This window comes from Rhodococcus sp. NPDC056960, from assembly GCF_042674125.1.
GTDB lineage: Bacteria > Actinomycetota > Actinomycetes > Mycobacteriales > Mycobacteriaceae > Rhodococcus_F.
Genome location: NZ_JBHURF010000037.1, coordinates 1 through 25,590, shown reverse-complemented (window position 1 = coordinate 25,590; position 25,590 = coordinate 1). Strand labels below are relative to the sequence as shown.

The following is a 25,590-nucleotide window of genomic DNA, read 5'->3' as shown; positions in this document are numbered from 1 at the left end:
CCGGGCCGCGGGACGGAGGGGCCCTAAGACTTGCCGGCATCGAAGCGCGCGATGAGTTCGGCTCGATTGGCGACGCCGCACTTGCGGAGAATCCTTTTGACGTGAGACCGCACGGTTTCCACGGAGACGACCAAATTGGCGGCGATCGCGGCGTTCGAGGCACCGGTCAAAACGAGTGCGAGGACGTCGCGCTCGCGCGTGGTCAGCGGTTCGAGCGCGATGGACGAGTGCGGATCCGGAGTCCGGGTGGGAGCAAGAGGGGCCAGCGTGTGGGCCGAGTCCTCGAGACCCGCGAGCGTGTGCAGAAGGTCTTGCTGACGGTGGTGCCGCCGGTCCAGGGCCGCGCACTCGAGACAGGTGCCGACCACTCCCGCGTAGGCGAGCAGAGCATCCATGACGACGTCGTCGGGTGTGGAGCCGACATGGATCACGCCGGCCGGTAGGCCGCCGATATCGACCCGGAACGCTGTATACCTCCCGTTCGCAGAGACTTCGGGGGTTCCGGTGCTCTCCGAACCGTCGAGTTCGGAGAAGAACACGTCCTTGCACGTGGCGATGGAGGCCGCACCGGGGCACACCGCGCGGATGATGTCGTCGACCGTGGTGGCGCGCTGCAGGACGGATACTGCGGACTCCAGCAGGTGCGTTGCGCCTTCCAGCCGGTCGAGGTCGTCGGCGTGTGTCCGGTCCTGTGCTTCGATCAGCTCGACGAGCCGGATCGCCGCATCGTGCGGTTCGGGAGCGGAATCATTCGCGAGATCGGCGAGAATACGGTCGATCTCGTCGGTCAGCGCATTCTGGTCGGTCATGGGAACCTCAGCATGTTTCTCGCCCGGGTCGGTGCAATTTCCTGTGCAGGACCGCAGCTTCGGCACGGGTGGACACACCGAGTTTGCGGTAGATCCGCTGGACGTGGGACTTCACTGTGCCCTCGGACACGAACAGTGCTCGGGCGATGTCGGCGTTCGGTGTGCCGTGGGCGACGAGCTCGAATACTTCGTGTTCGCGCACGGTGAGGGCCGCGCAGTGGGAGGTCCCGGCCGGGCCGCTCGTGCAGCCGGCGCGATCGGGTTCGGCGCCGAGCGCCTCGGCGAGACTGAGCTGTGACTGCTCGAGGTCGTCGAGGGCGGACTGAATCGCCGTCATCTGTTCTGTCACCCGGTGGCGGCGGGTCGCGATGGCGGATCGGAGGGTTTCCTGTTCCGCGGTCAGTGCGCACACCGCGGCCGCCGTCTGCAAGGTGGTCATGTCGGACTCGTCGACCTCGACATCGTCGTGGTCCGCATGAAGTAGTGCTGTGACTCGCCCCGCGGCGACCACCGGTACCGCGAGATAACCGCGTGGTCGCGACAGTTCGACGAGCGGGCGATAGGTGTTCCGATAGATGTCGATCGGGTCCACGGCGATTCCGCGTCCGCTGCGGAACACCTCCTCCTCGCGCGGCGCGGCACCAGGGGGGAGTGACAGCGCCGCGACCGCCTGCCGCAGAGGAGCGAACGAGTCGTCCAGTTCGGGATGAATCGCGATCGTGGTGGGAGACCAGCCCGAGGTCGTGGCCGGGGAGTACACAGACTTCTTGAAGCCCAGATCACGGCACAACCGGTCGGTCACGACATACGGACGCTCGGCCCGCGACACCCCGCGGAGATTGGTGAGAAACGCGCGAAATCCCGTGAGCTGAGATCGATGGTCCGCGATCCGCCGCGCCTGTCGCCGACGCTGGATCGCCTCGATCTCTCGGAGAAGTTCTGCGGCATTGCGGATTTCATCGGCGCCGCGCGCCCCGGACCGCAGGCGCGAGAGCAGGGCCTGACGGGTCCATTCGAGAGTGAGGGGGTCTTCGCCGGATTGCGCCGCCAGTTCCGCTGCCGCCTGGGAGTTGCCTCTCCGGACGGCAAGGTCGAACAGAGGAGCGAGTCCGCCGTCGGATGGTGGGTTCATCGGGATACTCATTTCCTGCGGGGTCCTGCGACCTGCGGGCAGGAACTTCCAGGCCGCGCGGTGGTTCGACGCGGCTTCCTTCTCCGATCTTTGGACTGATCATAAAGCCAAAGCGTGGGGTGCGGCAAGGGCCACTGTCGGGTGCGACGGCGTGCTCGGTAACGGTGACGCCGTGAGGATGCGGCGTCTGGACCTCACGTCCTCAGCGGCGTGAGGTCCAGACCGCCCGCCTACAGGAATTCGTCGATACTACGGAGTTGCTCCGGGGCGGCTTCGAATCCGAAGGGTGCGTACCAGGACCGCTCGAACGCGAGGAGGTTGCGGGACGCCTCGGTGACCCATTTGCCCACTGCCAGGCGGACGTCGTCCGGCAGTGACTCGTCCTGGACGACGGTGCTGATTGCGGCGGCCAGGGTCGCACCCAGCTCGATGAGTTCCGTCGTGCCGGTGGACGCGGATTCGCGTGCGCTCCGGGCTGTATCGGTGTGCTTGGTCAGCTCACCGATTGCCGGGATCGATCGCGTGGGGACTCGCGCCAGCACGCCGTCGGCCATCCGGAGATACTCGCCGAGTTCGAATCTCGACCGCTCATGGATCCGATAGATCCGCGTACGCAGGAACTCCAGGTAGTCGGCAACGAGAGGCAGTTGCTCGGAAGCGAGCGGATCGGCCCGGTCGACGGCCGGCGCGACCGAGTCGAGAAGCGACTTGCGCAGGGCTCCGAGTGTGTTGCGCGAGTGGTCCATCACAGCACCTCTTCCAGGAGTGTGTTCAGTTCGTCCGCTGCGACCGCAGACATGCCCTTGACGCGACACAGGACGACGTCCTGATGCGACTTGCCCAGCTTCGCGACCCGGTGTGCCGAGGCCATCGTGGAAACGACGATCTGATACGCGTTGAGGATCTTGTAGAACGTGAGTTTCTCGGAGTCCACCGGCAGACCGGTGGCGGCTTCGTAGCGTCGGTAGAAGTCGTCCTCCGGGATCAGCCCGCACACGAGGTACCGATCCTGCTCGTCGTAGTGGCCGAACGTGGATTGCGTGGTCCAGGCGAGGTCTCGGTGGCGGTCGCCGAGATGGCCGCGTTCCCAGTCGAGCCAGGCCGTGATCTCCAGGGTGTCCTCGTCGTAGAGGAAGTTTCCGCTGCGGTAGTCGCCGTGGACGATACTCACATGATCGAGGACGGGCAGATGACTCAGCATCCAGTGCTCGGCCACGTCCATCAGCGGCACGTCGGCCGCACGGTCCTCCACCCAGGTCCGGCGGGCCTGATTGAGCAGCCACCGCGCCGCGTCGTCGGTCCCGACCCGGGGCCGGGTAAGGCTGGTGAACTCCGCCTCGGACAGATCGAACGTGTGAAGGGCGGCCAGGTAGGACACGAACTGATCGGCGAGACGCTCGCGTGTGCCGGCACCGAAATTCGTTCCCAGGCCACTGATCCTGCCGGTGGTGGTCGCCGACGGCTTGGTCACACCCGAGACGTAGGAGTAGATGAGCGCGGGTTCCGGGAAATACTCGCCGCCGATGTCGATGAAGCGCGGTTCCGGAACGCGAACGGTGCCCCGCACCGCGCCGACGAGTTCGAATTCGCGTAGCCGACTGGTGGCATTCGATCCCTCGGCCGGGTCCATGCGAACGACCAATCGCTCACTCGTCCAGGATCCGGACTCTTCGCGATGCAACGTGAATCCCATCTGGACCTTGGACACACCGCCGGTGAACCACCGGGCATCGGACACCCGGAAGGGGCCGTCGAGGTGAGCCGACAGAAACGTCTCGACACAGCGGGTGAACTCGTCGAGGTCCATTCGCCGGTACGAACCGAGTGCACGACGGTTCATCTTGCGGGTCAATGTCCGATCGACTTCGGGCTCGGTGGGGTACCGCGCGCGGAGACGTTCGATCTGTGCGTTGGTCGGGGCGTCGGCCCAGTCCCTGTCGGGCAGGGACAAAGAAGTGCTGGTCATCTGAATTCACTCCTACTTCAGTCGGCCGTGACGGGACATCCGCTCGGCCAGGTAGTCCAATCCGAAGATGTCTCCCATCTCGCCGTAGCCGACGGCGGAGCCGCGCTCGTACCGGAACAACGACTGGTAGCAGACGTGGGACGGGTTGAATGTGTACCACGGGTGCCCCGCGATCGCGCTGCCGAAGAACTCGTGTTTTCTGCCGCGGACATCGGTGGCCGTGACGTGGTTGCTGAACGCGAGCATGTCGACGCGCTCCGCCTCGATCGTTCCGTCGATCAGACCGAAGACCTCGCCGTGCTCGACGACGTAACCGAACCGGATCTTGTCGTAGAACACCTGGCCTCGTTCGATTCGCATCGGCACCGCCATGTGCATCGCGAAGTCCTCACCGAAGTTGATCGAGACCCAGGAGACCGATCGGGTGCCGACCTCGGGGCGGGGTCCCCAGCTGTGGTCCATGCCCTCGTAGGATTCGACCTGGTAGGTCTTGCCGCGCAGTTCCAGTTCGCCGCGGATACGGCCCTTGACTTCGAAGTGCCCGTTCTCCCACTCGTTGCCCTTGCGTGGGTCGTGCGAGGTTTCGCGGTCCAGGTCGAGGAGCGGATTCTGGTTCGGGTCGTGCGGGTCGAACGGTTCGTGCAGTCCTTCGAAGGTGAGGTCGAAACTTGCTGCCCCCAGGGCGTTCTTGTATTGCATCCGGTAGTTGCGGGGGCCGTCCGAGGACACGGTCAGGCCGTTGTCGAGGGTGTAGTTGCTGAACGAGTCGGGGCAGGGCAGGTGCATCTGGGGGTCGGTGAAGTCGACTTCGTACGGCTGGCGGCAGAATCCCTCGGCGAGGATGACCGAGGACAGGGTGACGCCGAGGTTCGGCCGGGCCAGTACGTAGGCGTTGCCGAAGATTCGTGCTTCGGGCACGGAGATGATCAGGACGGTGGTTTCGGTCCAGGTCTTGTCGGTGAGGTCTCGGGAGTGGAATTCGGTATCGGAGTGCGTGATCACGGCGTTGTCCAATCGTGTGGTCGGAGGGGTCTGTCTGTGCGTTCAGTCATGTTGCAGCTGTTTGGTATTCGAGTTCTTTGATGCTGTCGTTCGAAGGGTTTTCGAGACGGCGATCATGATCAGGCCGCCGGCGCCGAGGACGATCGCGCCGACGAGGAACGACAGCCTGTTGCCGGCCTCGCCCGGGAACGCGTCGCGGATGATGCCGAACATGTAGGGCGAGACGAAGCCGCCGATGTTGCCGATGCTGCTGATCAACGCGATCCCGGACGCCGCGGCGGCGCCGGAGACGATCTTCGGTGCGGTGGTCCAGAACGTCGGGATGGTGGCCATCGAGCCGATGGTGCCGACGCAGATCGCGATCGCGGCGATGTACGGGCTGGAGGACACCGTAGCGGCGGCGATCACCCATGCGCAGGCCCCGGTCAGGGTCGGAACGACGAAGTGCCACATGCGTTCCTGGGTGCGGTCCGAACTCCGGGAGATCAGCACCATGGCGATTCCCGTGAAGACATACGGCACCGCAGCCAGGTAACCGATCCCGGTGGTGCCGACGGTGCCGCCGGTCATCTCCTTGATGATCGACGGGAGGAAGAATCCCATGAGATAGATGGGCACGACCATCGAGAAGTACACGGCGGCGAGCATGAGGACCCGGTAGTTCTTCAGCCCGTCCGTCCAGTGCGGACGACTGGTGCCGTCGTCGGTGTCGGCGGGATCCTCCAGGCTGATCGTGTCGGTAAGCCACTGCGCTTCAGGGGTCGTGAGCCACCGCGCGTCGCCGGGCTCGTTCGGGAGGAACTTGACGATGACGGCGGCGAGCAGCAGGCAGGGCAGGCCTTCGGCGATGAACATGAACTGCCATCCGGCCAGCCCCCACGGGTTGAGCGACATGAGAGTGCTGGTGAGGGGCGACCCGACTGCCGAGGCGACGGGAATGGCGAGGAAGAACAAGCCGAGGATCCGTCCCCGGTTCGCCGACGGTACCCATCGCGTGAGGTAGTAGACCACTCCCGGTAGCAGGCCGGCTTCGGCGGCGCCGAGGAGGAAGCGCATCCCGTAGAACATCCAGATGTTCTCGACCAGCGACATCAAGGCTGTGACCAGGCCCCACGTGATCATGATGCGGGCAATCCAGATCCGGGCCCCGATGCGATGGAGTGCGATGTTGCTGGGAACCTCGAAGAGGACGTAGGCGATGAAGAAGACTCCGGCGCCGAGGCCGAAGGCGGCTTCGGAGAGGCCGAGATCGGTCTGCATCTGCAGTTTGGCCACACCGATGTTCGTGCGGTCCACATAGCTGAGCAACGCGGCGAGGAACAACATCGGAACGATCCGGAACGAGATCTTTCGCGAAATGCTCGAACCGGGAGCGTAGTCGGTTGTCTGTTCGGCGGGGTTTCGCCGACGGTGGTTGTCCATGGTCACCTGAACCTTCTGAGGGGGAAATCGCGGACTGGGTGCAGATCCCAGCGGAAGTGACGACGTCACCGGGAACCATAAGAACGACGGGAATGGCAGGACAACGCTCTGCCCGGCCCCCATCGGTTTCGTGGGTGAATCGCTGCTGTGGATGCCGACAGCACGGCCTCACGAGAATGCTTGCCAATCAGTGACGAATGCAGTATTCGCAAATCCGGCCTCGCGGTGAGCAGATTCGCGCTTCGGTCTCATTTCGTGAGGCAGGTGGGGCTGGTGGGGCGCTTGCGGACGCATCCGAGTTGTTGAGTGCTCGACATCACCTGTAGTGGCGGGGTGTTCCGAAACTGCGCCGGATGCACTACAACGACAGATCGTGATGAATGAATCGGGGCTTCCGCGGGGGTTCGTGGTGTTCTGTGCGCAGTTCGCCGCTCGATTCCCCCGCGTCGAGCCCCGTCGACGGATGCCGGCCTACGTCTACGGGCTGCTCGGTGGCGCCGGGCGCAAGAACGGGTGGACGCAGGCAGAGGCGGCGGGAGAGGCCGGCCCGGAGGGCATGCAACGGTTGCTGAACGCGGCATCCTGGGACGAGGACGGCGTGCGCGACGACACGCGCGAGGTGGTGGTCCAGGCGGTCGGCGATGTCTGGCAGGGCCGGCTGATCGTCGGCGACCTGTGGTTCCGCAAGCGAGGCAGCCGGTCTGCCGGGGCGGCCCCTCGGGTATCGGAGGAGAGCGGGCGGACCGAAAACGCCCAGGCCGGCATATTCTTGGCGTACGCATCCGAGGCGGGCGTGGGCCTGATCGACCGCGAGCTGTACCTGCCGTGGGAATGGACAGACGACCGGAACCGTTGCCGGACAGCGGGTATCGACGATTCGGTGACATACGAGAGCCCGGCCGACTTGGCGCGGGCGATGATCGACCGGGCCCTCGACGCGGGGGTGCCGTTCGTCTGGGTCACGGCCGGCGCGACCTATGGCCGGTCGGAGCCTCTCCGGAGATGGCTGGAGGAGCGCGGTGTTCCCCACATCCTCGAGGTGCCGGGCGACTGCCGGGTGACCACGGCGAACCTCCAGGTCCGCAATGTCGACGCGGTGATCGGCGAACTGTCGGAGACGGTGTGGCACAGGCTCAGCCACGGTGGGGGTGCCACCGGACATCGCGTTCGGGACTGGGCAGCCGTCGACTTGCACAGGTCCGGACAGCGGCACGGGAGCTGGCTACTGGCCGGACGATCGATCACCGATCCGTCCGACGTCACCTATCACCTGTGTTTCGGGCCGGTCGGCAGCATCCTGTCCGAACTCGCCCGGATAGCCGACGGGCATCGGGCAGTCGAGGGGTGCCTCCGCGCGGCGCGGGAGAGGTCGGGTCTCGCGGACTACCAGGTCCGCGGGTACAGGGCGTGGTACCGGCACGTCACCCTGTCGATGGTGGCGGCGGCGTACCTGTCGATTCTGGAGGCGAAGACGACGGACCGGGATTCGGGCGACGTGTCGCACGTGAGGACGGTGCGTTCCCGGCCGAACGCGGTCGCGCCGTGGTGGTGAGACAGAGCTCGTCGACGTCCTCGTCGGCCGTCGTGGTCGCTTCCTCGACGGCGTCGAGCGCGGGGTGGCCCTGGAAGCGGAGAATCAGCAACGCGGTCTGGATGCTCAACTGATCCGCCGCGTCTCCGACGATGTCGAGGCCCGTCAACGCGTGTACGCGCGAGAGGCGTAGCCGCACGGTGTTTTCGTGGATGCCGAGACGGCGTGCGGCACCACGCGGACTCCGCCCGGCGTCGAACCAGCACTGCACGGTACGCAGCAGATCGTCCGTTCCGGGCGCATCCCGGAGGAGAGGTCCGAGGAGGTCGCCGACGAACCGCCGCAGGGCGTCGAGGTCACCGTTGGCCAGAAACACCCGGGCCGGGCCCAGATCGTCGACCGCGAGGATCCGGTGCGCCGCGGGTGGGGTGAAGCGGTCGGCGCACTGGACGACTTCGCGGGCCTCACGGTATGCGCGGGAGAGTCCGGCCGGTTCGCATACCGATGACACACCGGCGATCATTCCCGGGGACCGGCACACCGCCGCTGCTGCGCGAGTGAGCGCATCCTTGACGTGCGATACCGCGATCACGGACGCGACATCGCTCGAGGCCTCGACCAATAGGATCGCCCCCTCCGACCCCCGGGTCGACAGCACCTCGACACCGAGGGAACGCTCGATGTGTTCGGTGAGCGCTTGATCGAATCCCTCGCGCTCCCCGTCCGGAGCCGGTACGAATACCAGCACGCGGTGTGCCTCGGTATCGACGCCGAGGTACTCACCGCTCGCCGCGAGATCCTCGTGAGCGCCCGTTCCGAGGATCAGTTGCCGGGTCAACGCGGACTTCGCGTTCCACGCGACGCGGGCGATGCGTCGTTGGATCAGGAACTGGGCGCCGATACGACGTGCACACCGCGCGGCGGTGTACTCGTCCGTCGGGCGGAGCGGTGTCGGATGTTCGTCGATCACGAGCCAGCCGAAATGCTCACCCCGCTCGGCAATCCGGGTGACGATCTTTCGGCGGATCATCTCGGTTGACGCTCCGGCGGCGAGAACGATGGGTTTCGATCCCGCAGCCGCGTCCGACGGGTAGGACCGGAGAATTGTTGCGAGCGTGGGCATCGACGTTCGCCCAGCCGAGTGTGGACCGGCAGCGGCGATCGTTCGCTCCCGCCGGTCGAACAGGACCACGGACTTCCCCGTCAACTCCGCGCAAACCTTCACGATCGCGGACATGGTGTCGGCCATGGCGACCGCATCATCGAGCCGCTCGACCACCGCGGCACGCTCGTCGGTCAGCAGTCTGCCGTGCTCGAGGTCCCGCCTGCGACGGCGCTGCTCCTCGGCGTCGAGGACGGTAGCCGCTGCGGAATCGACCAGCGAGCGGATCGAGTCGAGCGCAGCAGAATGCAGGGTGGTGAACTCGGCATCGGGCCGCGGGTCGGTGAGGAGAAGGATCCGGACGGGATCCGATCGGGGATCGGACAGCCGAAGCACCACGATCCGCGCGGAATCCTGGAAGCAGGTACCTGTCAGATCCCGACCCGCGCCGAAGACCGGTTCGCTGGACTCCAACGCTCGTCGCACCAGCGGTTCACCCGGTGGCACCCGCGGTCCGGGGGCTCGGGGTCCGCTGATGGGGAGGGGGATGAACAAACCGCGGGCCCCGTCTTCCACCAGCACACTCGCGGCCGCGAATCCGGACTGAGCTGCTGTGCGAGCGAGCAGTTCGTCGAGCAGGCGCAGATACGGCGGGATCGTCGGCAGATGTGCAGTCATGACTCCTCTCCCGGTCAGGCGCACCAGGCGGCGAGTCGTCACCGTGCGGTGTCAACCTCTCCGACATTTGGACTGACCATAATTCCCGAGGGCGGATACGGCAAGGGTCTCGCCGTCCGGCTATCGGTGCGGTTGCCGCTGCCGTCCGTGGTCTGCTTCGAGGGTGCTCTCGGATTCGTCGCGGTGCCGGGGGATAAGCAGGCACGCGAGTCCGCCGAGGAGGGCGATCGCGCCGAAGACTGAGAAGACCCATCCGAAGGGGAGGTCGGCGGAGAGAAGGATTCCGCCGAGGAGTGGGCCGGTGACGGCGCCGAGTCGTCCAACTCCGGTTGTGAGTCCGAGGGCGGAGGCGCGGATCCGTGCGGGGTAGTGCGTGGCGACGTATCCGAAGAGCACGATCTGGGTGCCGATGGATCCGGCGCCGGCGAGGAGGACGACGAAGTACATCGCCTGCGGGGGTGGGGCTGTCGCCATGCCCCCGATCGCGATCGTGGCGAGGAGGAACGCGGATGCTGCGACGGGGCGACTGCCGAATCGGTCCGCCAGTGACGACCCGCTGATGCCGCCGATGATGGCGCCGGCGTTGAGCAGTACCTGGAAGGTAAGCGCGGAGCCCACGCTGTACCCGGCTTCTCGCATCAATTCGGGAAGCCAGGTGTTGAGGCCGAATACGAGCAGGAAACCGACGAAGTTCGCCGCGGCGAACAGGATCAGGGTGGGAAGCGCAGCGGGAGCGAAGAGTTCGCGCAGTGGTGATGTTCGAGCGAGGGCCTGCTGCGGGTGATCCGGTCCCGATGGCGGTGCGGTTTCCGGGATGATTCGCCAGGCAAACGGCAGAACCAGTACGAGTGCGAGGGCGCCCAGCGCCCACAGACCGCGGAAGCCGAGGATGCCGTGCAGGTTCAGGGCTGCGAGCGCCGCGAGGACGCCGCCTACCGGTAGGCCTGCCAGCATCAGCGCGTTCAGGCGGTTGCGTTCGGTGTCGCGGGCTACTTCGACGACGAGGGCGATCGCCACGGGGGCGATCCCGCCGAAACCGAGACCGGCGAGGAAGCGGAACAGTCCCAGGAGTTCGGGCGTGGGTGCCGCGGCGACGGCGATCATGGCCACGGAGTACCAGATCAGGCATCCGAGGAACAGGCGTCGTCGCCCGAACCGGTCGGTGAGTGTGCCGGCGGCGACGGCGCCGAAGAACATGCCGAGCAGGGCGTAGCTGCCGATGGCGCCGGCCTCGATTCGGGAGAGTGACCAGGGTTCGTAGGTCAACAGGGCCGGGATCGTCGATCCGTAGATGATCAGGTCGTAGCCGTCGAAGATGATGGCGGCGAAGCAGATTGCCACGACGGGATAGCGCCTGACGTGAGGTGTGTGAGGGGGCATGCGAACTCCAGGGGTGTGAAGTGGGTAACACGATTGTCGTTATTTCGATACTAATGTCAATAGTTCGACATGAGTATTGACAATTCGACTCTACCGTCGATAGTGTGACGACTATGACAGGAAACCTCGCCACGCCACCCGCCACGCCGGAGTCCTCCGAGGACGGGCTCACGCCCTATCCGTCGAACGTCGTCGATCGGTACCGTCGCCTCGGGCTGTGGGCGGGTCGCTCCCTGCCGGCCGAACTGTCCGACGCGGCGCGTGTTCACGCAGACCGCGTCGCGCTCGTCACGCCCGAAGTGCGGTGGACCTATCGCGAACTCTTCTCCCGGGCAACACAGTTCGGTGCCGGACTGCTGGCCGGCACAGAACTGCGCGCCGGTGACGCCGCGATGTTCCAGATGGGGAACGTCGCCGAGACCGTGGTGGCGTACCTGGGTTGCCTGATCGCGGGAGTGCGGCCGGTGTGCACCCTGCCTCAGCACGGCGAGCGGGAGGTCGGCCTTCTCGCCGAGCACGTCGGCGCCAGGGGGTTGCTCGTCCAGGCGGACTTCGGGCGCGGCGAACCGCTGAACACGGCCCGTTCGCTGCTCGACCGGGGTGTGATCGACACCGTCGTCATCGCCCGAGGCGAACCGATGGACGGCGCCGTCGCCTTCGAGGACCTGGTCCGGATCGGCGCGGCAGCACCCGTTCCGGACCCGGTGGATCCCGATCAGATCGTGGCCTTCCAGCTGTCCGGCGGGACCACCGGGCTGCCCAAGGTGGCACCGCGCCTGCATGAGGAGTACGTCTACAACTCCAAGGCCTGGGCGGCGGCACTCGGCTGGACCCCGGCAACGACACTGCTCTACCCGCTGCCGCTGCTGCACAACGCCGGCATCGCACTCGCCCTGCAGCCCGCCCTGCTGTCCGGCGCATCCGTCGTGCTGGCGCCCAGTGCCCGAATCGACGTCCTGCTCGACCTCGTCGAGTCCGAGCGTCCCACCACGCTCCCGCTGGTTCCCCCCGCTCTGGCCATCCGCTTGCTCGAGGAACCGCGCAGCCGCACCGTGGACCTGTCCTGCATCGAGGATTACATCGTCGGCGGTCAGCGGCTGCCGGTGGAGATCGCCGAACGGTTGCGCGACGAACTCGGCATCTCGGTGCGGCAGATGTTCGGCATGGCCGAGGGGATGTTCCTGGTCACCCCCGCCGACGGCAGCGAGAAACTCCGGTTTCACACTGTCGGGCAACCGATCTCGGCGGCCGACGAAGTGCGCATCCTCGAAATCGACGGAACCGCCGAGTTGCCGTTCGGGGAGATCGGTGAATTCTGCGTCCGAGGCCCGTACACGATCCGCGGCTACTACCGCGCCGACCGGCACAACGCCGACGCGTTCACCGACGACGGCTTCTACCGCACCGGCGACCTCGCCCGTGCCCACCACCTCGACGGCACCACCGTCTACTCCATCGAAGGCCGGATCAAGGACGTCATCAATCGCGGAGTGGAGAAGATCCACGCCGAAGAGGTCGAGGAACTGATCCTGCGGCACCCCGACGTGACCAACGCCGCGCTCGTCGCCATGCCCGACGCGGTGCTCGGGGAGCGAGCCTGCGTCTATCTGATCCTCGAGAAGAACGCCCCACGCCCGACCGTGTCGACACTCGGAGAGTTCCTCCTCGGGCAGGGTCTCGCGAAGTACAAGTTACCCGAACGGGTCGAGATCGTGGACCGGTTCCCGCTCTCGAACGTCGGGAAGGTATCGAAGAAGACACTGCGAGAGCAGATTACGACTGTGCTGCTGGCTGAGCACGAACACGAACATTCGCCCGCAACCGGCGCACGTTAGAGGGAGAGACACCATGGCCCATCGCACCATCGACGTCATCGGAGGCGGACCGGCCGGTCTGGCCGCCGCCCGCCTGATCAAGCTCGCGGACCCCTCGGCCCGGGTGACCGTGCACGAGCGGTCGGATTCGAGCACCGCGACGTTCGGGTTCGGGGTAAGCCTGACCGAGTCGACGATGCGCAATCTCGCGGCGGTCGATCCCACGACCGCGGAACAGATCCGCCGGGTCAGCTACGCCGGGCATTCGCTGACCCTGCGCGGGGCGGACCGGGACGTGCAGTTGCACGGGGCACGTAACCTCGCGATCGGCCGGGCCGCGCTGCTGCAGGTGCTCACCGATGCCGCCACCGCCGTCGGCGTCGACATCCGCATGGGATCACGCGTCGATTTCTCCGACACGGACGCCGACGTGGTGATCGCGGCCGACGGTGCCCGCAGTGCGGTGCGGGACAAGCTCTCCGCCGAATTGGGTGTCCACATCTCCTACGGCAGCCTGCACTACATGTGGTGCGGGGCCGACTTCGCCGTCGACACGGCCTACTTCGCGGCGCGGTCGCTCGACGACTCCCTGTTCGTCACCCACGCCTACCCGTACGCCGACGATCGCAGCACGTTTCTCATCGAAGCGGACGAGCAGACGTGGGCCTCGGCGGGGCTGGCGCGAAACGAGGACGGGCTGGCACCCGGCGAGACCGACGAGGCCAGCGTGCGGCTGCTCGAGCGGGCCTTCGCCGGCGACCTCCGCGGCCGGAAACTGCTGACCAACCGGACCCGGTGGGCCCGGTTCCCCACCGTCAGCCTGGACCGATGGTCGTACGGCAACGTCGTGGTGCTCGGCGACGCCGCGCACACCGCCCATTACACGATCGGGTCCGGAACCAAACTCGCGCTCGAGGATGCGATCGCCCTCGCCGCCGCCCTCGCCGAGAATGCCGATGTGACGAAGGCATTCACGCGGTACGAGGCCGCCCGCCGACCGGGAGTGGACCGGTTCAAGCACCTCGCCGCCCGCAGTCAGGGCTGGTGGTCGAGCTACCGTTCCCGGCACGAGCAGTCGCCCGAACTGGTCGCGCTGTCCTACATGACCCGCGCCGGCAATCTCTCCGTCGCCGACTACGCCGCCGATCACCCCGACATCGTCCGCGAGGCGGTGCGTGACCTCGGCGATGCGCCGGTGACCGAACCGGCGGCACTCGACGACTGGATCCTGTCCCGCCCCCTCGGGCACACCGCTCTCACTCTGCCCCGACGGGAGCTGGATCCGGGGAGCGTGCCCGACGGCGTCCGTCGGATCACGTGGTCCGACGGCGACGTCGGTGGAGAGCGGGCAGCGAACCTCCTGGCTCGGTTCCGCACCGAATCCGAGACGACGGTGGTGCTGCTGGAGGGCCCGGACGACGCACCCACCGTCGGTGCCCGCATCGACCTGGCCGAACGGCTGCGATGGGCCACCCCGTGCGCGGTACTGGTGGCGATTCCCGCCGCCGCCCGCCCGGAGGGGGCCGCCGCCGTCGCCGCGGGCCGGTGCCATGCCGTCGTGATCGCCCGATGAGCGCCGGCGCCGCACCGAGCCGATCGGCGACCGGCGGCGCCCGAACGCGCCGATACACTGCAGACATGTCGGCGAAGCGAACCAACGGGGCGAGAAGCACACGCCGCCGCGAACTGATTCTCAGCGAACTGCTCGACACGGCGACGGAGTTGTTCGCGGCCAAGGGCTACGAGGCGACGAGCCTGCAGGACATCGCCGACGCGATGGACGTGTCCCGGTCCGCCCTCTACCACTATTTGGGTACCAAGGACGATCTGCTCGCCATGCTCGTCGAACAGGTCTCCCGCAGCCTGGCCGAGGTTCTCGAGGAACTCCGCACCCGACCGGACCTGTCCCCCGTGGACAAGGTGCGGAACCTGACCGAATTGCTGGTCCGCCAGCGCGCCGAACACCCGAGCCAGTTCCGCATCCTGGACCGCTCGGAGACGGTTCTGCCCGAGCCCGCCGGCACCGAGCATCTCGAGGCCAAGCGGCGCATCGTCCGCGAACTGGTCAACATCATCGACGAAGGCGTGAAGATCGGTCAGTTCCGTCCCGTCGATTCGCGCACCGCCGCATTCAGCCTGCTGGGCATGTGCAACTGGGTGGCGTGGTGGTTCCGCCCCCAGGACGCATCGGACATCGACGCCGTCGTCGCCACGATCACCCGGCTCGCACAGGACATGTTGTGCGGCCCTCAGGAAGAGGCCGAGGTCGGATCGATCGGACTCCTCAACGAGATCCGCGACCGGTTGGACAGGCTCGAACCCCGACTCTGAACCGCCACGCTCGCACGCAGGCCCGGTACCGATTGGTACCGGGCCTGCTTTGTTTGAACACTCATGGTGAAAAAACGACAATACTGTTGACAAAGCGATGACCGCGTCGAACAATAGTCATTACCGTCGAATTCTCATCTAGGGAGCACCGTGAACCCCTCGCCCACCCGCATCGGACTCGTCGTCCCGAGTTCGAACATCACCGTCGAGACCGAGATGCCTCGCCTGCTCGGCCGCCACCCGGACGCCGACTTCACCTTCCACTCCAGTCGCATGCGCATGCACACCGTTTCCCCCGAGCAACTGTGTGCAATGAACGCCCAGCGTGAGCGCTGCGTGCTCGAACTCGGTGACGCCGGTGTCGATGTCGTGCTCTACGCCTGCCTGGTGGCGATCATGGCGAGCGGGCCGGGTGAGCACCGCCGCGTCGAACTGTCGGTCGCGGAACAACTGGCCGCCGGTGGATCCACCGCCAAGGTCCTGTCGAGCGCGGGAGCCCTGGTGACCGCTCTCGGCGCCCTCGGCGCACGCCGCATCGCCCTGGTCACCCCCTACATGCGCCCGCTGGCCGAGCAGGTCGTGCACTATCTCGAAGAAGAGAACTTCGAGGTCGCCGACTGGCGGGCTCTCGAAGTGGCCGACAACGCCGACGTCGGTTGCATCCCCGGCGAGCGGGTCATGGACGCAGCCCGGAGTCTCGATCTCGACGGCGTCGACGCACTCGTCATCTCCGCCTGCGTGCAGATGCCGTCGCTGGACTTGGTCCAGGCGGCCGAGGACGAGTTCGGCATCCCCGTCCTCTCCGCCGCCACCGCCGGTGCCTACACCGTCCTGCGTGCCGCCGGCGCCCGCGTCGACATCCCCGGCGCGGGTTCGCTGCTGCGCGCCGACGCGACCGTCCCCGCCCACTGATTTCACCGTTCTCGACATCGAGGGAGAACCACCGATGAGCACACCGCACACCAAGCCCGTCCACCGCGTCCGCGGCGTCGACCATGCCGCGTTCCCCACCTTCGACCCCGTCGGCACGGTGGCTTTCTACCGCGACGTCCTGAAATTCCCGGTGGTGCACTCGATCTGCGCGGCCGGGTGGGGGCCCGAACAGCATCCCGACTTCATCCACTTCTTCTTCGACATCGGCAACGACGACCGGATGGCGTTCTTCTACTACTTCGGACTCGAACCGTTCGGCGACCAGGATGCCCCCGGCGACTCGTGGGCACGCTTCGCCCCCGGCACACCGGAGTTCTTCCGCAACTCCCGCCACCTCGCGATCCACGTCGACAGCGAGGAAGATCTCCTCGAATACCGGCGCCGGCTCGACGATTCGCAGTGGCCGGTGGAGATGCAGGTCGTGCACGAAACCATCGAGTCGATCTACACCCACGACCCCAACGGCTACATGCTCGAGATCACCCGCGCCCTGCGTCCGGTCACCGCCCAGGAAGACCTGGACGCGGAACTGACCATCCAGGCTCTGTGCGACGTCGCGTCCGGTGACAGTCCCTCGATGGACCAGTTGCTCACCCGCAAGGCCGAACTGATCGTCGAACGCGCCGCGCAGTGGGAAGAGCAGCGCCGCATCGAGAGTGAGGCGGTGGTGTCGCGATGAGCAGGCTCTACGTGCTCGGTGTCCCGGAGAACGACGGTGTCATCGACGTCGCCACCCAGGACCCGGCGCTCACGGTCGACAAGGTCGGCCCCTATTTCCGCATCACCGCCGACGACGACATCGTCATCGACCGGAGAGCCACCGGCTGCCGCCACGCCGTGTGGTACAGCGCCGTTGCGGGACTGGAGAACTCACGAATCGCCCAGCACGACAAAGACGCGCTGAAGGTGGTCCGGCGATGAGTACCACCGAACGGATCGGCGCCGGACGCTACGTCTCCGCCGGCACCGTTCCGGAGCACACCACGGTCAGCGTGCACGAGCTGACCACCACCGACGGCGCCACGGTCTCGGGCGTGCTCCGGACCGTGCCCGGGGCCGACACCGTCGCCTTTCTCATGCACCCACGCCAGGACTTCACACACCACGTGCTGGTTCCCGAATTCCTGTCGCGTGGCTACGCGGTGTGGACGCAGGGCACCCGCATCATGGGCAACGACCTGACGCTGCTGCACGAGCAGGCACTGCTGGACATGGCTGCGGGGCACAGGTTTCTGCGGCAGCGCGGCTTCGACACGGTGGTTTCGGTCGGGCATTCCGGCGGCGGCACCCTCGCCGCCTACTACATCGAACAGGCGACCCTTTCGCCGTCCGCGCGATTCGCCGACACCCCCGGCGGCAAGGCAATTCCGCTGCCGGACGCGGACATGCCGGCCCCGGACGCGGTGATCTTCATGGCCCCGCACCCGGGCCAGGGGGCACTGCTGCTGCGCATGATCGATCCCTCCGTCACCGACGAGGCCGATCCACTCTCCGTCGACCCGGCGCTGGACCCGTACAACCCCGACAACGGGTACGTGCAGGCACCCGAGCCGAGCAGCTTTGCCCCCGAGTTCGTCGACCGGTACCGGGCCGCGCAACGCGCCCGGGTCGCCCGCCTCGACGACCTCGCCCGGGCCCGCGTCGACTCCGCGTCCCGGGCACGGCACCGTCACAAGCAGTCGGGTGACCCCGCCGACCGTCGCGCAGCACTGGCCACCGGAGTGCTGACGGTCTACCGCACCGACGCCGACCTGCGCTGCGTCGATCCGTCCCTCGACCCCAACGACCGCCCGTACGGGTCGCTGTTCGGGTCACGACCTGATCTGACGAACTACGGCATCATCGGATTCGGGCGCCTGACCACACCCGAGGCGTGGCTGTCCACCTGGTCGGGGCTCAGCAGCCGCGCCGACTTCCTCCGATGCGCACCAGCCGTCCGAATCCCCGCGCTGCTGATCGAACTCACCGGCGATCAGGCCTGCTTCCCCGTCGACGCGAAAGCGATGGCGGCAGCACTGGGAGGAGACGACGTCACCCATGTGCTGGTGCGGGGCAAGCATTTCGGGGCCGCCCTGACGGCGGGTGAACCCACCGGCGCCACCCTGGCCGGTGAACAACTCGGCCACTGGCTACACGAGCGTTACGGTCGATCATGAGTCACGACGTCGCCGCACCGAGAATCAACCAGCCGATCCGCACACAGAAGGCACTGGACATGACCACACCGATCCCCGTCACCGACATCGCGGTCGACGCCGGCGAGCTGCGCCTGTCGGGTCGCATCGCCCGGCCGCACACCGAAAGCCGCGGCCTCGTCGTCGCCTTGCACGGCGGCACCTACGACGCGGGCTACTACGACCGCGGGCCCGGCTCCCTGCTCGAACTCGGTGCACAGCTCGGCTACACCGTCGTCGCGCTGGACCGCCCCGGATACGGAAGCACCACGAGTTGCGACCCGGCCGTCCTGTCGTTCCCGGCGCAAACCCGGATCCTCGCCGCCGCGGTCGACACGATCGCCGGCGACCTCGGCCGGACCGACGACGTCGTGCTGGTCGGGCACTCCATCGGCGGAATGATCGCCCTGCAGGTCGCCTCGCACACACGCGACCCCCTGCGCGGTGTGGAGGTCAGCGGCCTGGGTGAATTCTGGCAACCAGGCCTGCGTGAGATGTGGGCGTCGATGATCAGTGACGCGCCCGCCCTGGTGCTGCCACCGGAGGCCCACGCACACGTCATGTTCGGACCCGACGACACCCACACCGTCGACCAGGTCGAGCTCAACGCCCGGCTCCTGCGCCCCCTGCCGATGCCCGAACTGACCGACGTGGTGCACTGGTCCACGGCACTGCCGTCTGCCGCGGCGAAGGTCGCGGTGCCGGTGAGCCTGACCCTCGCCGAGCACGACAACATCTGGCAGTCCAGCGCAGAGGCGCGGGACGCGTTGGCCGGGCATTTCACCTCTGCACCCACCGTGCGGATGGATCTGTTTCGCCACGCGGGTCATTCGATCGAACTGCACTCGCGTGCGCGGGCGTATGCACTGCGACAGTTGGCGTTCGTCGAGGAATGCCTGTCCGTCTGAGGTGCTGCCCGCCCGCGCCCGCGCGGACCCGTCATGCCTGGGCGGGAACCCGGGTGTCGTAGGGGTCCGCGGTGTCGCTGGTGCCGATCCAGTCGAGGATTTCCTCGGTGTGCTGCCCGAGAACCGGTGGCGGAGCGTGCTCGGTCCGCACCAGCGACTGGCCGTCGGCGTTCTCCATCCGCAGTGACGGGCCGGGCAGTTGCACGGGTCCGACGACGGGGTGCTCGACCTCGAGTAGCAGTCCCTGGCTGCGGGTCTGCTCCCACTCGTAGACCTCGTCGATGGTGCGGATCGATCCCGCGGGCACGCCGGCGGATTCGAGGGCGGCGAGCACGTCGGCGCGGGTGCGGTTGGTGAAATCCGCTTCGATCGCGGCGATCAGCGTGTCGCGGTTGGCGACCCGGTCCCGGTTGACGGCGAACTGCGGGTCGTTCGCCGCCAGCCCGGCGACGGGCGCGAATTTCGCCCAGATCGCCTCGCTGCCGACCGCGATCTGCACGAACCCGTCGCCGCACCGGAACGACCCGTACGGGGCGATCTGCGGGTGGTGGTTGCCGGACCGCTGCGCGACCTGGCCGCCGACCGTCCACTTGGTGCCCTGGAAGGTGTGGGCGCTGACCGCCGCGGCGAGCAGTGAGGTGCGCACGACCATGCCCTTGCCGGTCTTCTCCCGGTTGGCCAGTGCCGCCGACACGCCGGCGGTGCCGTGGACGCCGGCGAGGACGTCCGCGATCGGCACGCCGATGCGGGTGGGTTCACCGTCCGGGGTTCCGGTGACCGACATCAGCCCGGCCTCGCCCTGGGCGATCTGGTCGTAGCCGGGCCGCGATCCTTCCGGGCCGTCGTGCCCGAACCCGGTGATCGACAACGTGATCAGTCGCGGGTTCAGTTCTTCGAGCACGTCGGCCGGGAACCCGAGGCGGTCGAACGCGCCGGGCCGGAGGTTCTCGATCAGGACGTCCGCGCGGCGGATCAGCCGGCGCAGCGCGTCCTTGCCGTCCTCGGTCTTGAGGTCGAGGACGATCGATTCCTTGTTCCGGTTGGCCGACATGAAGTACGACGACTGCGGGTCGTTCTCGGGTCCGACGAACGGCGGCCCCCAGGTGCGGGAGTCGTCGCCGGTGCCGGGTGCTTCGACCTTGATGACGCGGGCGCCGAGGTCGCCGAGCATCATCGCGGCGATCGGGCCGGCCAGTGCGCGGGAGAGGTCGAGGACGAGGATGTCGCTGAGTGGTCCGACGGTCATGATGCGTTCCCCTCTCAGAGTGTGCGCAGGCGCACGTTGACCTGCTTGGTCTGGGTGAAGCCGGCGATCATGCCCTCGAGGGAGACCTCCCGGCCGAGTCCGCTCTGCTTGTATCCGCCGTAGGACTGGCCGACCATCTGGCCGCCGCCCTGGTTCACCTGCACCCAGCCGGTTTCCAGGGCGTGGGCGGTGGACAGGGCGAGGTCGAGGTTGTGCGTCCACACGTAGGCAGCGAGGCCGTAGTGGGAGTCGTTGGCCATCGAGATGACGTCGGCGTGGTCGGTCCACGGGATGGCGACGAGCGCGGGTCCGAAGATCTCCTCCCGCGACAGCCGCCAGGAGTTGTCGGCGCCGGAGAACACGGTCGGGCCCATGTAGTAGCCGTCGGAGTTGCCGACGTTGCCGGGGGAGCCGTCGAGGACGGTGGATACCTTCGTCGAGCTCAGGCCGTCGTCGAGGAATCCGCACACCGACGCGAACTGCTTGTCGTTGATGATCGCGCCCATGTCGGTGGCCTCGTCCAGCGGGTTGCCGACCGTCAGGCCGTCCAGGGTGGTGACGAGCCGGTCGAGGACCTGGTCGTAGACGTCCTGGTGCAGGAACAGACGGGAGCCGGCGGTGCAGCTCTGGCCCTGCCGGTGCACGCGGGTCGAGAGCAGCAGCTGGTTGATGAAGTCGTCGTCGACGGTGACGTCGGGGAAGACGATCGAGGGGTTCTTGCCGCCGAGTTCGAGGGAGACGTGTGCCAGGCGGCCGCCGGCCTCGCGGGCCACGTGGCGGCCGACCTCGGTGGACCCGGTGAAGGAGACCTTGTCGACGGCCGGGTGCTGCACGAGTGCTTCACCGGCGACCCGGCCGGATCCGGTGATGATGTTGAGGACACCGGCGGGCAGGTACTCGGCGCAGATCTCGGCGAGAAGCAGGACGCTGAGCGGGGCGGCCTCGGCGGCCTTGACGACGACGGTGTTACCGGCGACGAGGGCGGCGGGGATCTTGAAGCCGGCGATCATCAGCGGGGAGTTCCACGGCAGGATGCAGCCGATGACACCGAGCGGCTCCTGCCGCGAGTACTGCAGCTGGTCGTCCCCGGCGGGCAGCACGGTGCCCTTGATCTCTCCGGCGACGCCGGAGAAGTAACGGAACAGATTCGCCAGGGTGGTCACCTCGGGGCGGGCCTGGGTGCGCAGCGCGTTGCCGGTGTCCAGAGCCGTGAGGCGGGCGAGCTCCTCGGAGCGGGCATCGATGGCGTCGGCGATCTGGGCCAGGACCCGGGCGCGGGCGGTGAAATGCTGCGACCGCCACTGCGGGAACGCCTGACGTGCGGCGCGCACCGCGCGATCGACGTCCGCCGCGTCAGAGGACGGAACCCGGCCGATCACATGCTCACGCAGGACCGGGGTGGTCACGTCCGTCCACTCGCCGGACTGCGCTTCCACCCACGCGCCATCGACGAACATCGGGTAGTCGCGGGCCTCGGGGATGCCGAGTTCGGACACGGAGGTTTGAGTAGAGGTCATGATGAGGGCTCCTTGAGATCCGCTGCTGCGGAATCGAAAGCGGGTCGTAACGGTCTGTGGTGTCCGGTCGCACGGGTCGAACCGGAACGGAAAATCTGGGAACGTCAGGAACGGACGTCTGCGGTGCCGGTGTCGGACAGCGCCCACGGGTGCAGGCCGGAGATGGCGCGCTGGTGAACGTCGTCGACGGTGCCATGGGCCTGCACCTGGACGAGGATCGGGGCGTAATGGGCGAGCAGAGGCTGATTCTCGCCGTGGTAGACCCGGAGACGGTTGCGGATCACCGTTTCGTTGTCGTCGGCGCGGCCGCGTGCCAACATCCGGGTGACCACCTCCTCGTCCTCGACGACGAAGTCGAGGACTGCATTGAGTTGGCTCAGTTGATCGTTGAGGATGTCGTCGAGGGCGATCGCTTGCTCCACGGTGCGCGGAAACCCGTCGAGGATGAACCCGGTGGATGCGTCGTCGTCGGAGAGGCGCTCGCGCACCATGTCGACGGTGACATCGCTCGGTACGAGTTCGCCGGCATCGATGTACGACTTCGCGGTCTGCCCCAGCGGGCTGCCGACGGCCATGTGGTGGCGGAACAGGTCGCCGGTGGAGATGTGCGGTAGGTCGAGAGCGGTCGAGAGCCGTTGTGCTTGAGTTCCTTTACCCGCTCCGGGAGGACCCATGAGGACGATGCGCACGAGCGGTTCCTTTCGGGGTTACGACTGCGCCGGTTCGGTGCCGAGCGCGCCGGAGCGAATGGCCGTCACGATCGCGGAGAAGTCGCGACCGGGGCCGTCGTGGGTGACGAACTGCTCGTAGAGTTCGGCCGCCCGCCGCCCGAGGACGGTGTCGACGCCGTTGTCCGAAGCCGCGGCCTGTGCCAGCCGAAGATCCTTGAGCATGAGGGCGCTCGCGAAGCCACCCGCGTAGTCGCGGTTGGCCGGGCTCGTCGGAACCGGACCGGGGACGGGGCAATTCGTGCTCAACGCCCAGCACTGACCCGAGGCGGTGGACGAGACGTCGAACAGGGCCTGATCGGTCAGCCCGAGCTTTTCGGCGAGCGCGAACGCCTCGCTGACCGCGATCATCGAGATTCCCAGGATCATGTTGTTGCAGATCTTCGCCGCCTGGCCGGCTCCGGAGTCGCCGCACGGGACGATGCGGGCCCCCATGATCTCGAGGAAGGGGGTGGCGTGGTCGACCGACTCGGCCGGGCCCCCGACCATGAAGGTGAGGGTTCCGCCGTCGGCGGCGCCGGTGCCACCGGATACCGGGGCGTCCACGGCGCGATGACCGGCATTGACGGCCAGATCGGCGGCCGAACGCGCGTCTGCGACATCGATGGTCGAGCAGTCGAGGAAGAGGGTGCCGGGGGCTGCGGCGGCCACCAGATCGGCGTACACGTCGAGCACGTGCTTGCCGCTCGGCAGCATCGTGATGATCACGTCCGCGTCACGCGCGGCATCGGTGACGGACGCCGCCGGTGTGATCCCGCGCGAGGCCGCCTTCTCCGCCGCGGCGGGCGCGGGATCGAAGCCGGTGACCGTGTGACCGCCGGTCACCAGGTTCGTGGCCATACCCAAGCCCATGTTCCCGAGACCGAGAAAGGCGATCTTGCTCATCGTGTCCTCCTAGCAGTGTGGCGCCCGAGAGTGCTGCAGCCGGATCGTGATCGGGAAACGACGAATTGCAGAAGTCTCAGAACAGGATTGGCCGTTCTCAGTTGCGCAGCGGGGCTGAATGCCAGTGTGCCGTGGACGTACGGGCGGGGGAATCATCTCTTTTGCAACGGGGTGGCGCATTTTTGCATCGCCGCAGGTAGGGCGCTTCGCGCCCCGTGCGCCTTTTTGGTAGCTGGAGCAACCAGAAAGGCGCACGGGTGGCGGAGCCGCCTACCGGGGCGCCATGCGCAGGGCACCGTCCATGCGGATGGTCTCACCGTTGAGGTAGTCGTGTTCGACGATCATCTGAGCGAGTTCCGCGTACTCGGCGGGCTGGGCCAGCCGCGACGGGAACGGGACCCCGGCCTCGAGACCCTGGCGGTATTCGTCGGTGACGCCGGCGAGCATCGGGGTGTCGACGATGCCGGGGGCGATGGTGTTGACCCGGATCCCGAACTGCGCCAGGTCGCGGGCGGCGGGCACGGTCATGCCGTGCACCCCACCCTTCGACGCCGAATACGCGATCTGGCCGACCTGGCCCTCGAACGCGGCAACGGACGCGGTGTTGATGACGACGCCGCGCTGCCCCGACTCGTCGACGGTCTCCGTCTTCGCGATGGCGTCGGCGGCAAGGCGCATGACGTTGAACGTGCCGAGCAGGTTCACCGTGATGACGGTGCGGAACAACTCCAGGTCGTGCGGACCCTTCTTCGACAGGATCCGGCTCGCCCAGCCGACACCGGCGCAGTTGACGACGATGCGCAGCGGCACAGCCGATTCCACGATCTTCTCGATCGCGGCCTGGACCTCGTCGCCGCTGGTGACGTCGGTGGCGAGGAGGGTGACGCCGTCGGGGACGGTGTCGCCGGCGCGCTCGATGGACTGCGGCAGGTCGAGCCCGAACACGGTGGCACCGGCGTCGGCGAGGCGTTTGGCGGTGGCGGCGCCGAGGCCCGATGCGGCCCCGGTGACCACGGCGGCGGAATGTGCGATCTTCACCTTTGAGGTTTCTCCTACTGTCGGTACAGGTCGACTACTTCCGTCGACCGCACGGGTATTGGTCCGGAACGAGTGACGACGCCGACCTACCGATGGGTGAAGGCGGGCGACCGCTTCTCGACGAACGCGCTCATGCCTTCCTTCTGGTCTTCGGTGGCGAAGGTGGAGTGGAACACCCGGCGCTCGAAGCGGATTCCCTCGGTGAGCGTGGTCTCGAAGGAACGGTTGACCGCTTCCTTCGCCATCATCGCGACGGGCAGCGACATCTCGGCGACGGTGGTGGCGGTCTGCAGTGCGTCGTCGAACAGGTCGGCGGCGGGCACGATGCGCGCGACGAGTCCGGCGCGTTCGGCCTCCTCGGCATCCATGTTCCGGCCGGTCAGGCACAGTTCCATCGCCTTGGCCTTGCCGACGGCGCGGGTGAGGCGCTGCGATCCACCGATGCCGGGGATGACACCGAGCTTGATCTCGGGCTGACCGAACTTGGCCGTGTCGGCGGCGAGGAGGATGTCGCACATCATCGCGAGTTCGCATCCACCGCCGAGGGCGTATCCGGCGACCGCGGCGATGATGGGTTTGCGGGCTGCGGCGATGCGATCTCCGATGGAGAAGAAGTCGGAGAGGTAGACGTCCATGTACGTCTTGGTCTGCATCTCCTTGATGTCCGCGCCGGCCGCGAAGGCGCGGTCGGATCCGGTGAGGAGAATGGCGCCGATCTCGCTGTCGCTGTCGAGGTCTTCGATCGCCGTGACGAGTTCGCGGAGAAGCTGGGAGTTCAACGCGTTCAGCGCTTTCGGGCGGTTGAGGGTGATGATCCCGACCCGTCCCTTGCGGTCGAGGAGGATGGTTTCGAAGTCGGTCACTGGTGTGCTCCGGTCGTCGTGGTGGGGTGTTGGAGACCGAGTTCGAGATCTCCGAGGGGTGTGAAGAACCGTGCGACGTCGTCGTCGTGGACGTCGTCGATCGACGGGGGTGACCACTGCGGGTTGCGGTC

22 protein-coding genes and 2 pseudogenes are annotated in these 25,590 nt (G+C 67.2%); 9 read left to right on the top strand and 15 right to left on the bottom strand.

The features are described 5' to 3' along the window. Positions 1-23: 23 nt before the first annotated feature. The 6 genes from ACFTWF_RS39305 to ACFTWF_RS39280 all read right to left on the bottom strand — a co-directional run bounded on the left by ACFTWF_RS39305 (position 24) and on the right by ACFTWF_RS39280 (position 6,331). Positions 24-809, bottom strand: coding sequence for a helix-turn-helix transcriptional regulator (locus tag ACFTWF_RS39305; RefSeq protein ID WP_378466479.1), 786 nt, complete (start codon positions 807-809; stop codon positions 24-26). Between the two features lie 7 nt (positions 810-816). Further along, positions 817-1,941, bottom strand: coding sequence for a LuxR C-terminal-related transcriptional regulator (locus tag ACFTWF_RS39300; protein ID WP_378466478.1), 1,125 nt, complete (start codon positions 1,939-1,941; stop codon positions 817-819). A 230-nt stretch (positions 1,942-2,171) separates the two neighbouring features. Next, positions 2,172-2,687: a hypothetical protein gene (locus ACFTWF_RS39295; RefSeq protein ID WP_378466477.1), complete on the bottom strand. Its 516-nt coding sequence runs from the start codon at positions 2,685-2,687 to the stop codon at positions 2,172-2,174. Then, positions 2,687-3,907, bottom strand: a complete 1,221-nt coding sequence (locus tag ACFTWF_RS39290; RefSeq protein WP_378466476.1) for a phosphotransferase family protein — start codon at positions 3,905-3,907, stop codon at positions 2,687-2,689. The genes ACFTWF_RS39295 and ACFTWF_RS39290 overlap by 1 nt, the downstream gene beginning before the upstream one ends. A gap of 12 nt (positions 3,908-3,919) precedes the next feature. After that, positions 3,920-4,909 (bottom strand): hypothetical protein, encoded by a 990-nt coding sequence (locus ACFTWF_RS39285; protein WP_378466475.1) that lies wholly within the window; start codon positions 4,907-4,909, stop codon positions 3,920-3,922. Positions 4,910-4,951: 42 nt separating this feature from the next. Beyond that, positions 4,952-6,331 (bottom strand): MFS transporter, encoded by a 1,380-nt coding sequence (locus ACFTWF_RS39280; protein WP_378466540.1) that lies wholly within the window; start codon positions 6,329-6,331, stop codon positions 4,952-4,954. A 376-nt stretch (positions 6,332-6,707) separates the two neighbouring features. Between ACFTWF_RS39280 and ACFTWF_RS39275 the strand changes: the two genes are divergently transcribed. Continuing rightward, positions 6,708-7,883, top strand: coding sequence for an IS701 family transposase (locus ACFTWF_RS39275; protein ID WP_378466539.1), 1,176 nt, complete (start codon positions 6,708-6,710; stop codon positions 7,881-7,883). Between the two features lie 94 nt (positions 7,884-7,977). On the opposite strand, the pseudogene ACFTWF_RS39270 reads toward ACFTWF_RS39275, so the two are convergent. Together ACFTWF_RS39270 and ACFTWF_RS39265 are read right to left on the bottom strand one after the other, a co-directional pair. Beyond that, positions 7,978-8,892: pseudogene (locus ACFTWF_RS39270) on the bottom strand (PucR family transcriptional regulator); the annotation flags it as partial. Between the two features lie 870 nt (positions 8,893-9,762). Continuing rightward, a complete protein-coding gene (locus tag ACFTWF_RS39265; RefSeq protein ID WP_378466474.1) occupies positions 9,763-11,022 on the bottom strand; it encodes an MFS transporter in 1,260 nt (419 codons plus the stop codon). Positions 11,023-11,135: 113 nt separating this feature from the next. Between ACFTWF_RS39265 and ACFTWF_RS39260 the strand changes: the two genes are divergently transcribed. From ACFTWF_RS39260 to ACFTWF_RS39225, 8 genes are all read left to right on the top strand, one after another. Continuing rightward, entirely contained in the window at positions 11,136-12,857 is a 1,722-nt protein-coding gene (locus ACFTWF_RS39260) for a (2,3-dihydroxybenzoyl)adenylate synthase (RefSeq protein WP_378466473.1), read from the top strand. A 13-nt stretch (positions 12,858-12,870) separates the two neighbouring features. Beyond that, positions 12,871-14,409: an FAD-dependent monooxygenase gene (locus ACFTWF_RS39255; RefSeq protein ID WP_378466472.1), complete on the top strand. Its 1,539-nt coding sequence runs from the start codon at positions 12,871-12,873 to the stop codon at positions 14,407-14,409. 65 nt (positions 14,410-14,474) lie between these two features. Then, positions 14,475-15,167 carry a TetR/AcrR family transcriptional regulator gene (locus tag ACFTWF_RS39250; RefSeq protein ID WP_378466471.1) on the top strand — a complete coding sequence of 231 codons (693 nt, stop codon included), beginning with the start codon at positions 14,475-14,477 and terminating at the stop codon, positions 15,165-15,167. A 216-nt stretch (positions 15,168-15,383) separates the two neighbouring features. After that, positions 15,384-16,079 carry a maleate cis-trans isomerase gene (locus tag ACFTWF_RS39245; RefSeq protein WP_378466538.1) on the top strand — a complete coding sequence of 232 codons (696 nt, stop codon included), beginning with the start codon at positions 15,384-15,386 and terminating at the stop codon, positions 16,077-16,079. A 34-nt stretch (positions 16,080-16,113) separates the two neighbouring features. Continuing rightward, entirely contained in the window at positions 16,114-16,779 is a 666-nt protein-coding gene (locus tag ACFTWF_RS39240) for a VOC family protein (RefSeq protein ID WP_378466470.1), read from the top strand. Continuing rightward, positions 16,776-17,021 carry a hypothetical protein gene (locus ACFTWF_RS39235; protein ID WP_378466469.1) on the top strand — a complete coding sequence of 82 codons (246 nt, stop codon included), beginning with the start codon at positions 16,776-16,778 and terminating at the stop codon, positions 17,019-17,021. The genes ACFTWF_RS39240 and ACFTWF_RS39235 overlap by 4 nt, the downstream gene beginning before the upstream one ends. Further along, on the top strand, positions 17,018-18,256 hold the full coding sequence (locus ACFTWF_RS39230; RefSeq protein ID WP_378466468.1) for an alpha/beta hydrolase: 1,239 nt from the start codon (positions 17,018-17,020) through the stop codon (positions 18,254-18,256). The genes ACFTWF_RS39235 and ACFTWF_RS39230 overlap by 4 nt, the downstream gene beginning before the upstream one ends. Then, positions 18,253-19,182: an alpha/beta hydrolase gene (locus ACFTWF_RS39225; protein ID WP_378466467.1), complete on the top strand. Its 930-nt coding sequence runs from the start codon at positions 18,253-18,255 to the stop codon at positions 19,180-19,182. The genes ACFTWF_RS39230 and ACFTWF_RS39225 overlap by 4 nt, the downstream gene beginning before the upstream one ends. Positions 19,183-19,213: 31 nt before the next feature. Here the strand turns inward: ACFTWF_RS39225 and ACFTWF_RS39220 are convergent, their stop codons facing one another. From ACFTWF_RS39220 to ACFTWF_RS39190, 7 genes and pseudogenes are all read right to left on the bottom strand, one after another. Continuing rightward, entirely contained in the window at positions 19,214-20,428 is a 1,215-nt protein-coding gene (locus ACFTWF_RS39220) for a CaiB/BaiF CoA transferase family protein (protein WP_378466466.1), read from the bottom strand. A gap of 14 nt (positions 20,429-20,442) precedes the next feature. Beyond that, positions 20,443-21,945, bottom strand: coding sequence for an aldehyde dehydrogenase family protein (locus tag ACFTWF_RS39215; protein WP_378466465.1), 1,503 nt, complete (start codon positions 21,943-21,945; stop codon positions 20,443-20,445). A 104-nt stretch (positions 21,946-22,049) separates the two neighbouring features. Next, entirely contained in the window at positions 22,050-22,634 is a 585-nt protein-coding gene (locus ACFTWF_RS39210) for an adenylate kinase (RefSeq protein WP_378466464.1), read from the bottom strand. Positions 22,635-22,652: 18 nt separating this feature from the next. Next, positions 22,653-23,558, bottom strand: coding sequence for a 3-hydroxyisobutyrate dehydrogenase (gene mmsB / locus ACFTWF_RS39205; protein ID WP_378466463.1), 906 nt, complete (start codon positions 23,556-23,558; stop codon positions 22,653-22,655). A 270-nt stretch (positions 23,559-23,828) separates the two neighbouring features. After that, the gene (locus ACFTWF_RS39200) at positions 23,829-24,596 is read right to left on the bottom strand and encodes an SDR family NAD(P)-dependent oxidoreductase (protein WP_378466462.1); all 768 of its coding nucleotides are present in this window, start codon (positions 24,594-24,596) and stop codon (positions 23,829-23,831) included. Positions 24,597-24,682: 86 nt separating this feature from the next. Next, positions 24,683-25,459: an enoyl-CoA hydratase gene (locus ACFTWF_RS39195; protein ID WP_378466461.1), complete on the bottom strand. Its 777-nt coding sequence runs from the start codon at positions 25,457-25,459 to the stop codon at positions 24,683-24,685. Continuing rightward, a pseudogene (locus ACFTWF_RS39190) lies at positions 25,456-25,590 on the bottom strand (enoyl-CoA hydratase/isomerase family protein); the annotation flags it as partial. The gene ACFTWF_RS39195 and the pseudogene ACFTWF_RS39190, both read right to left, overlap by 4 nt.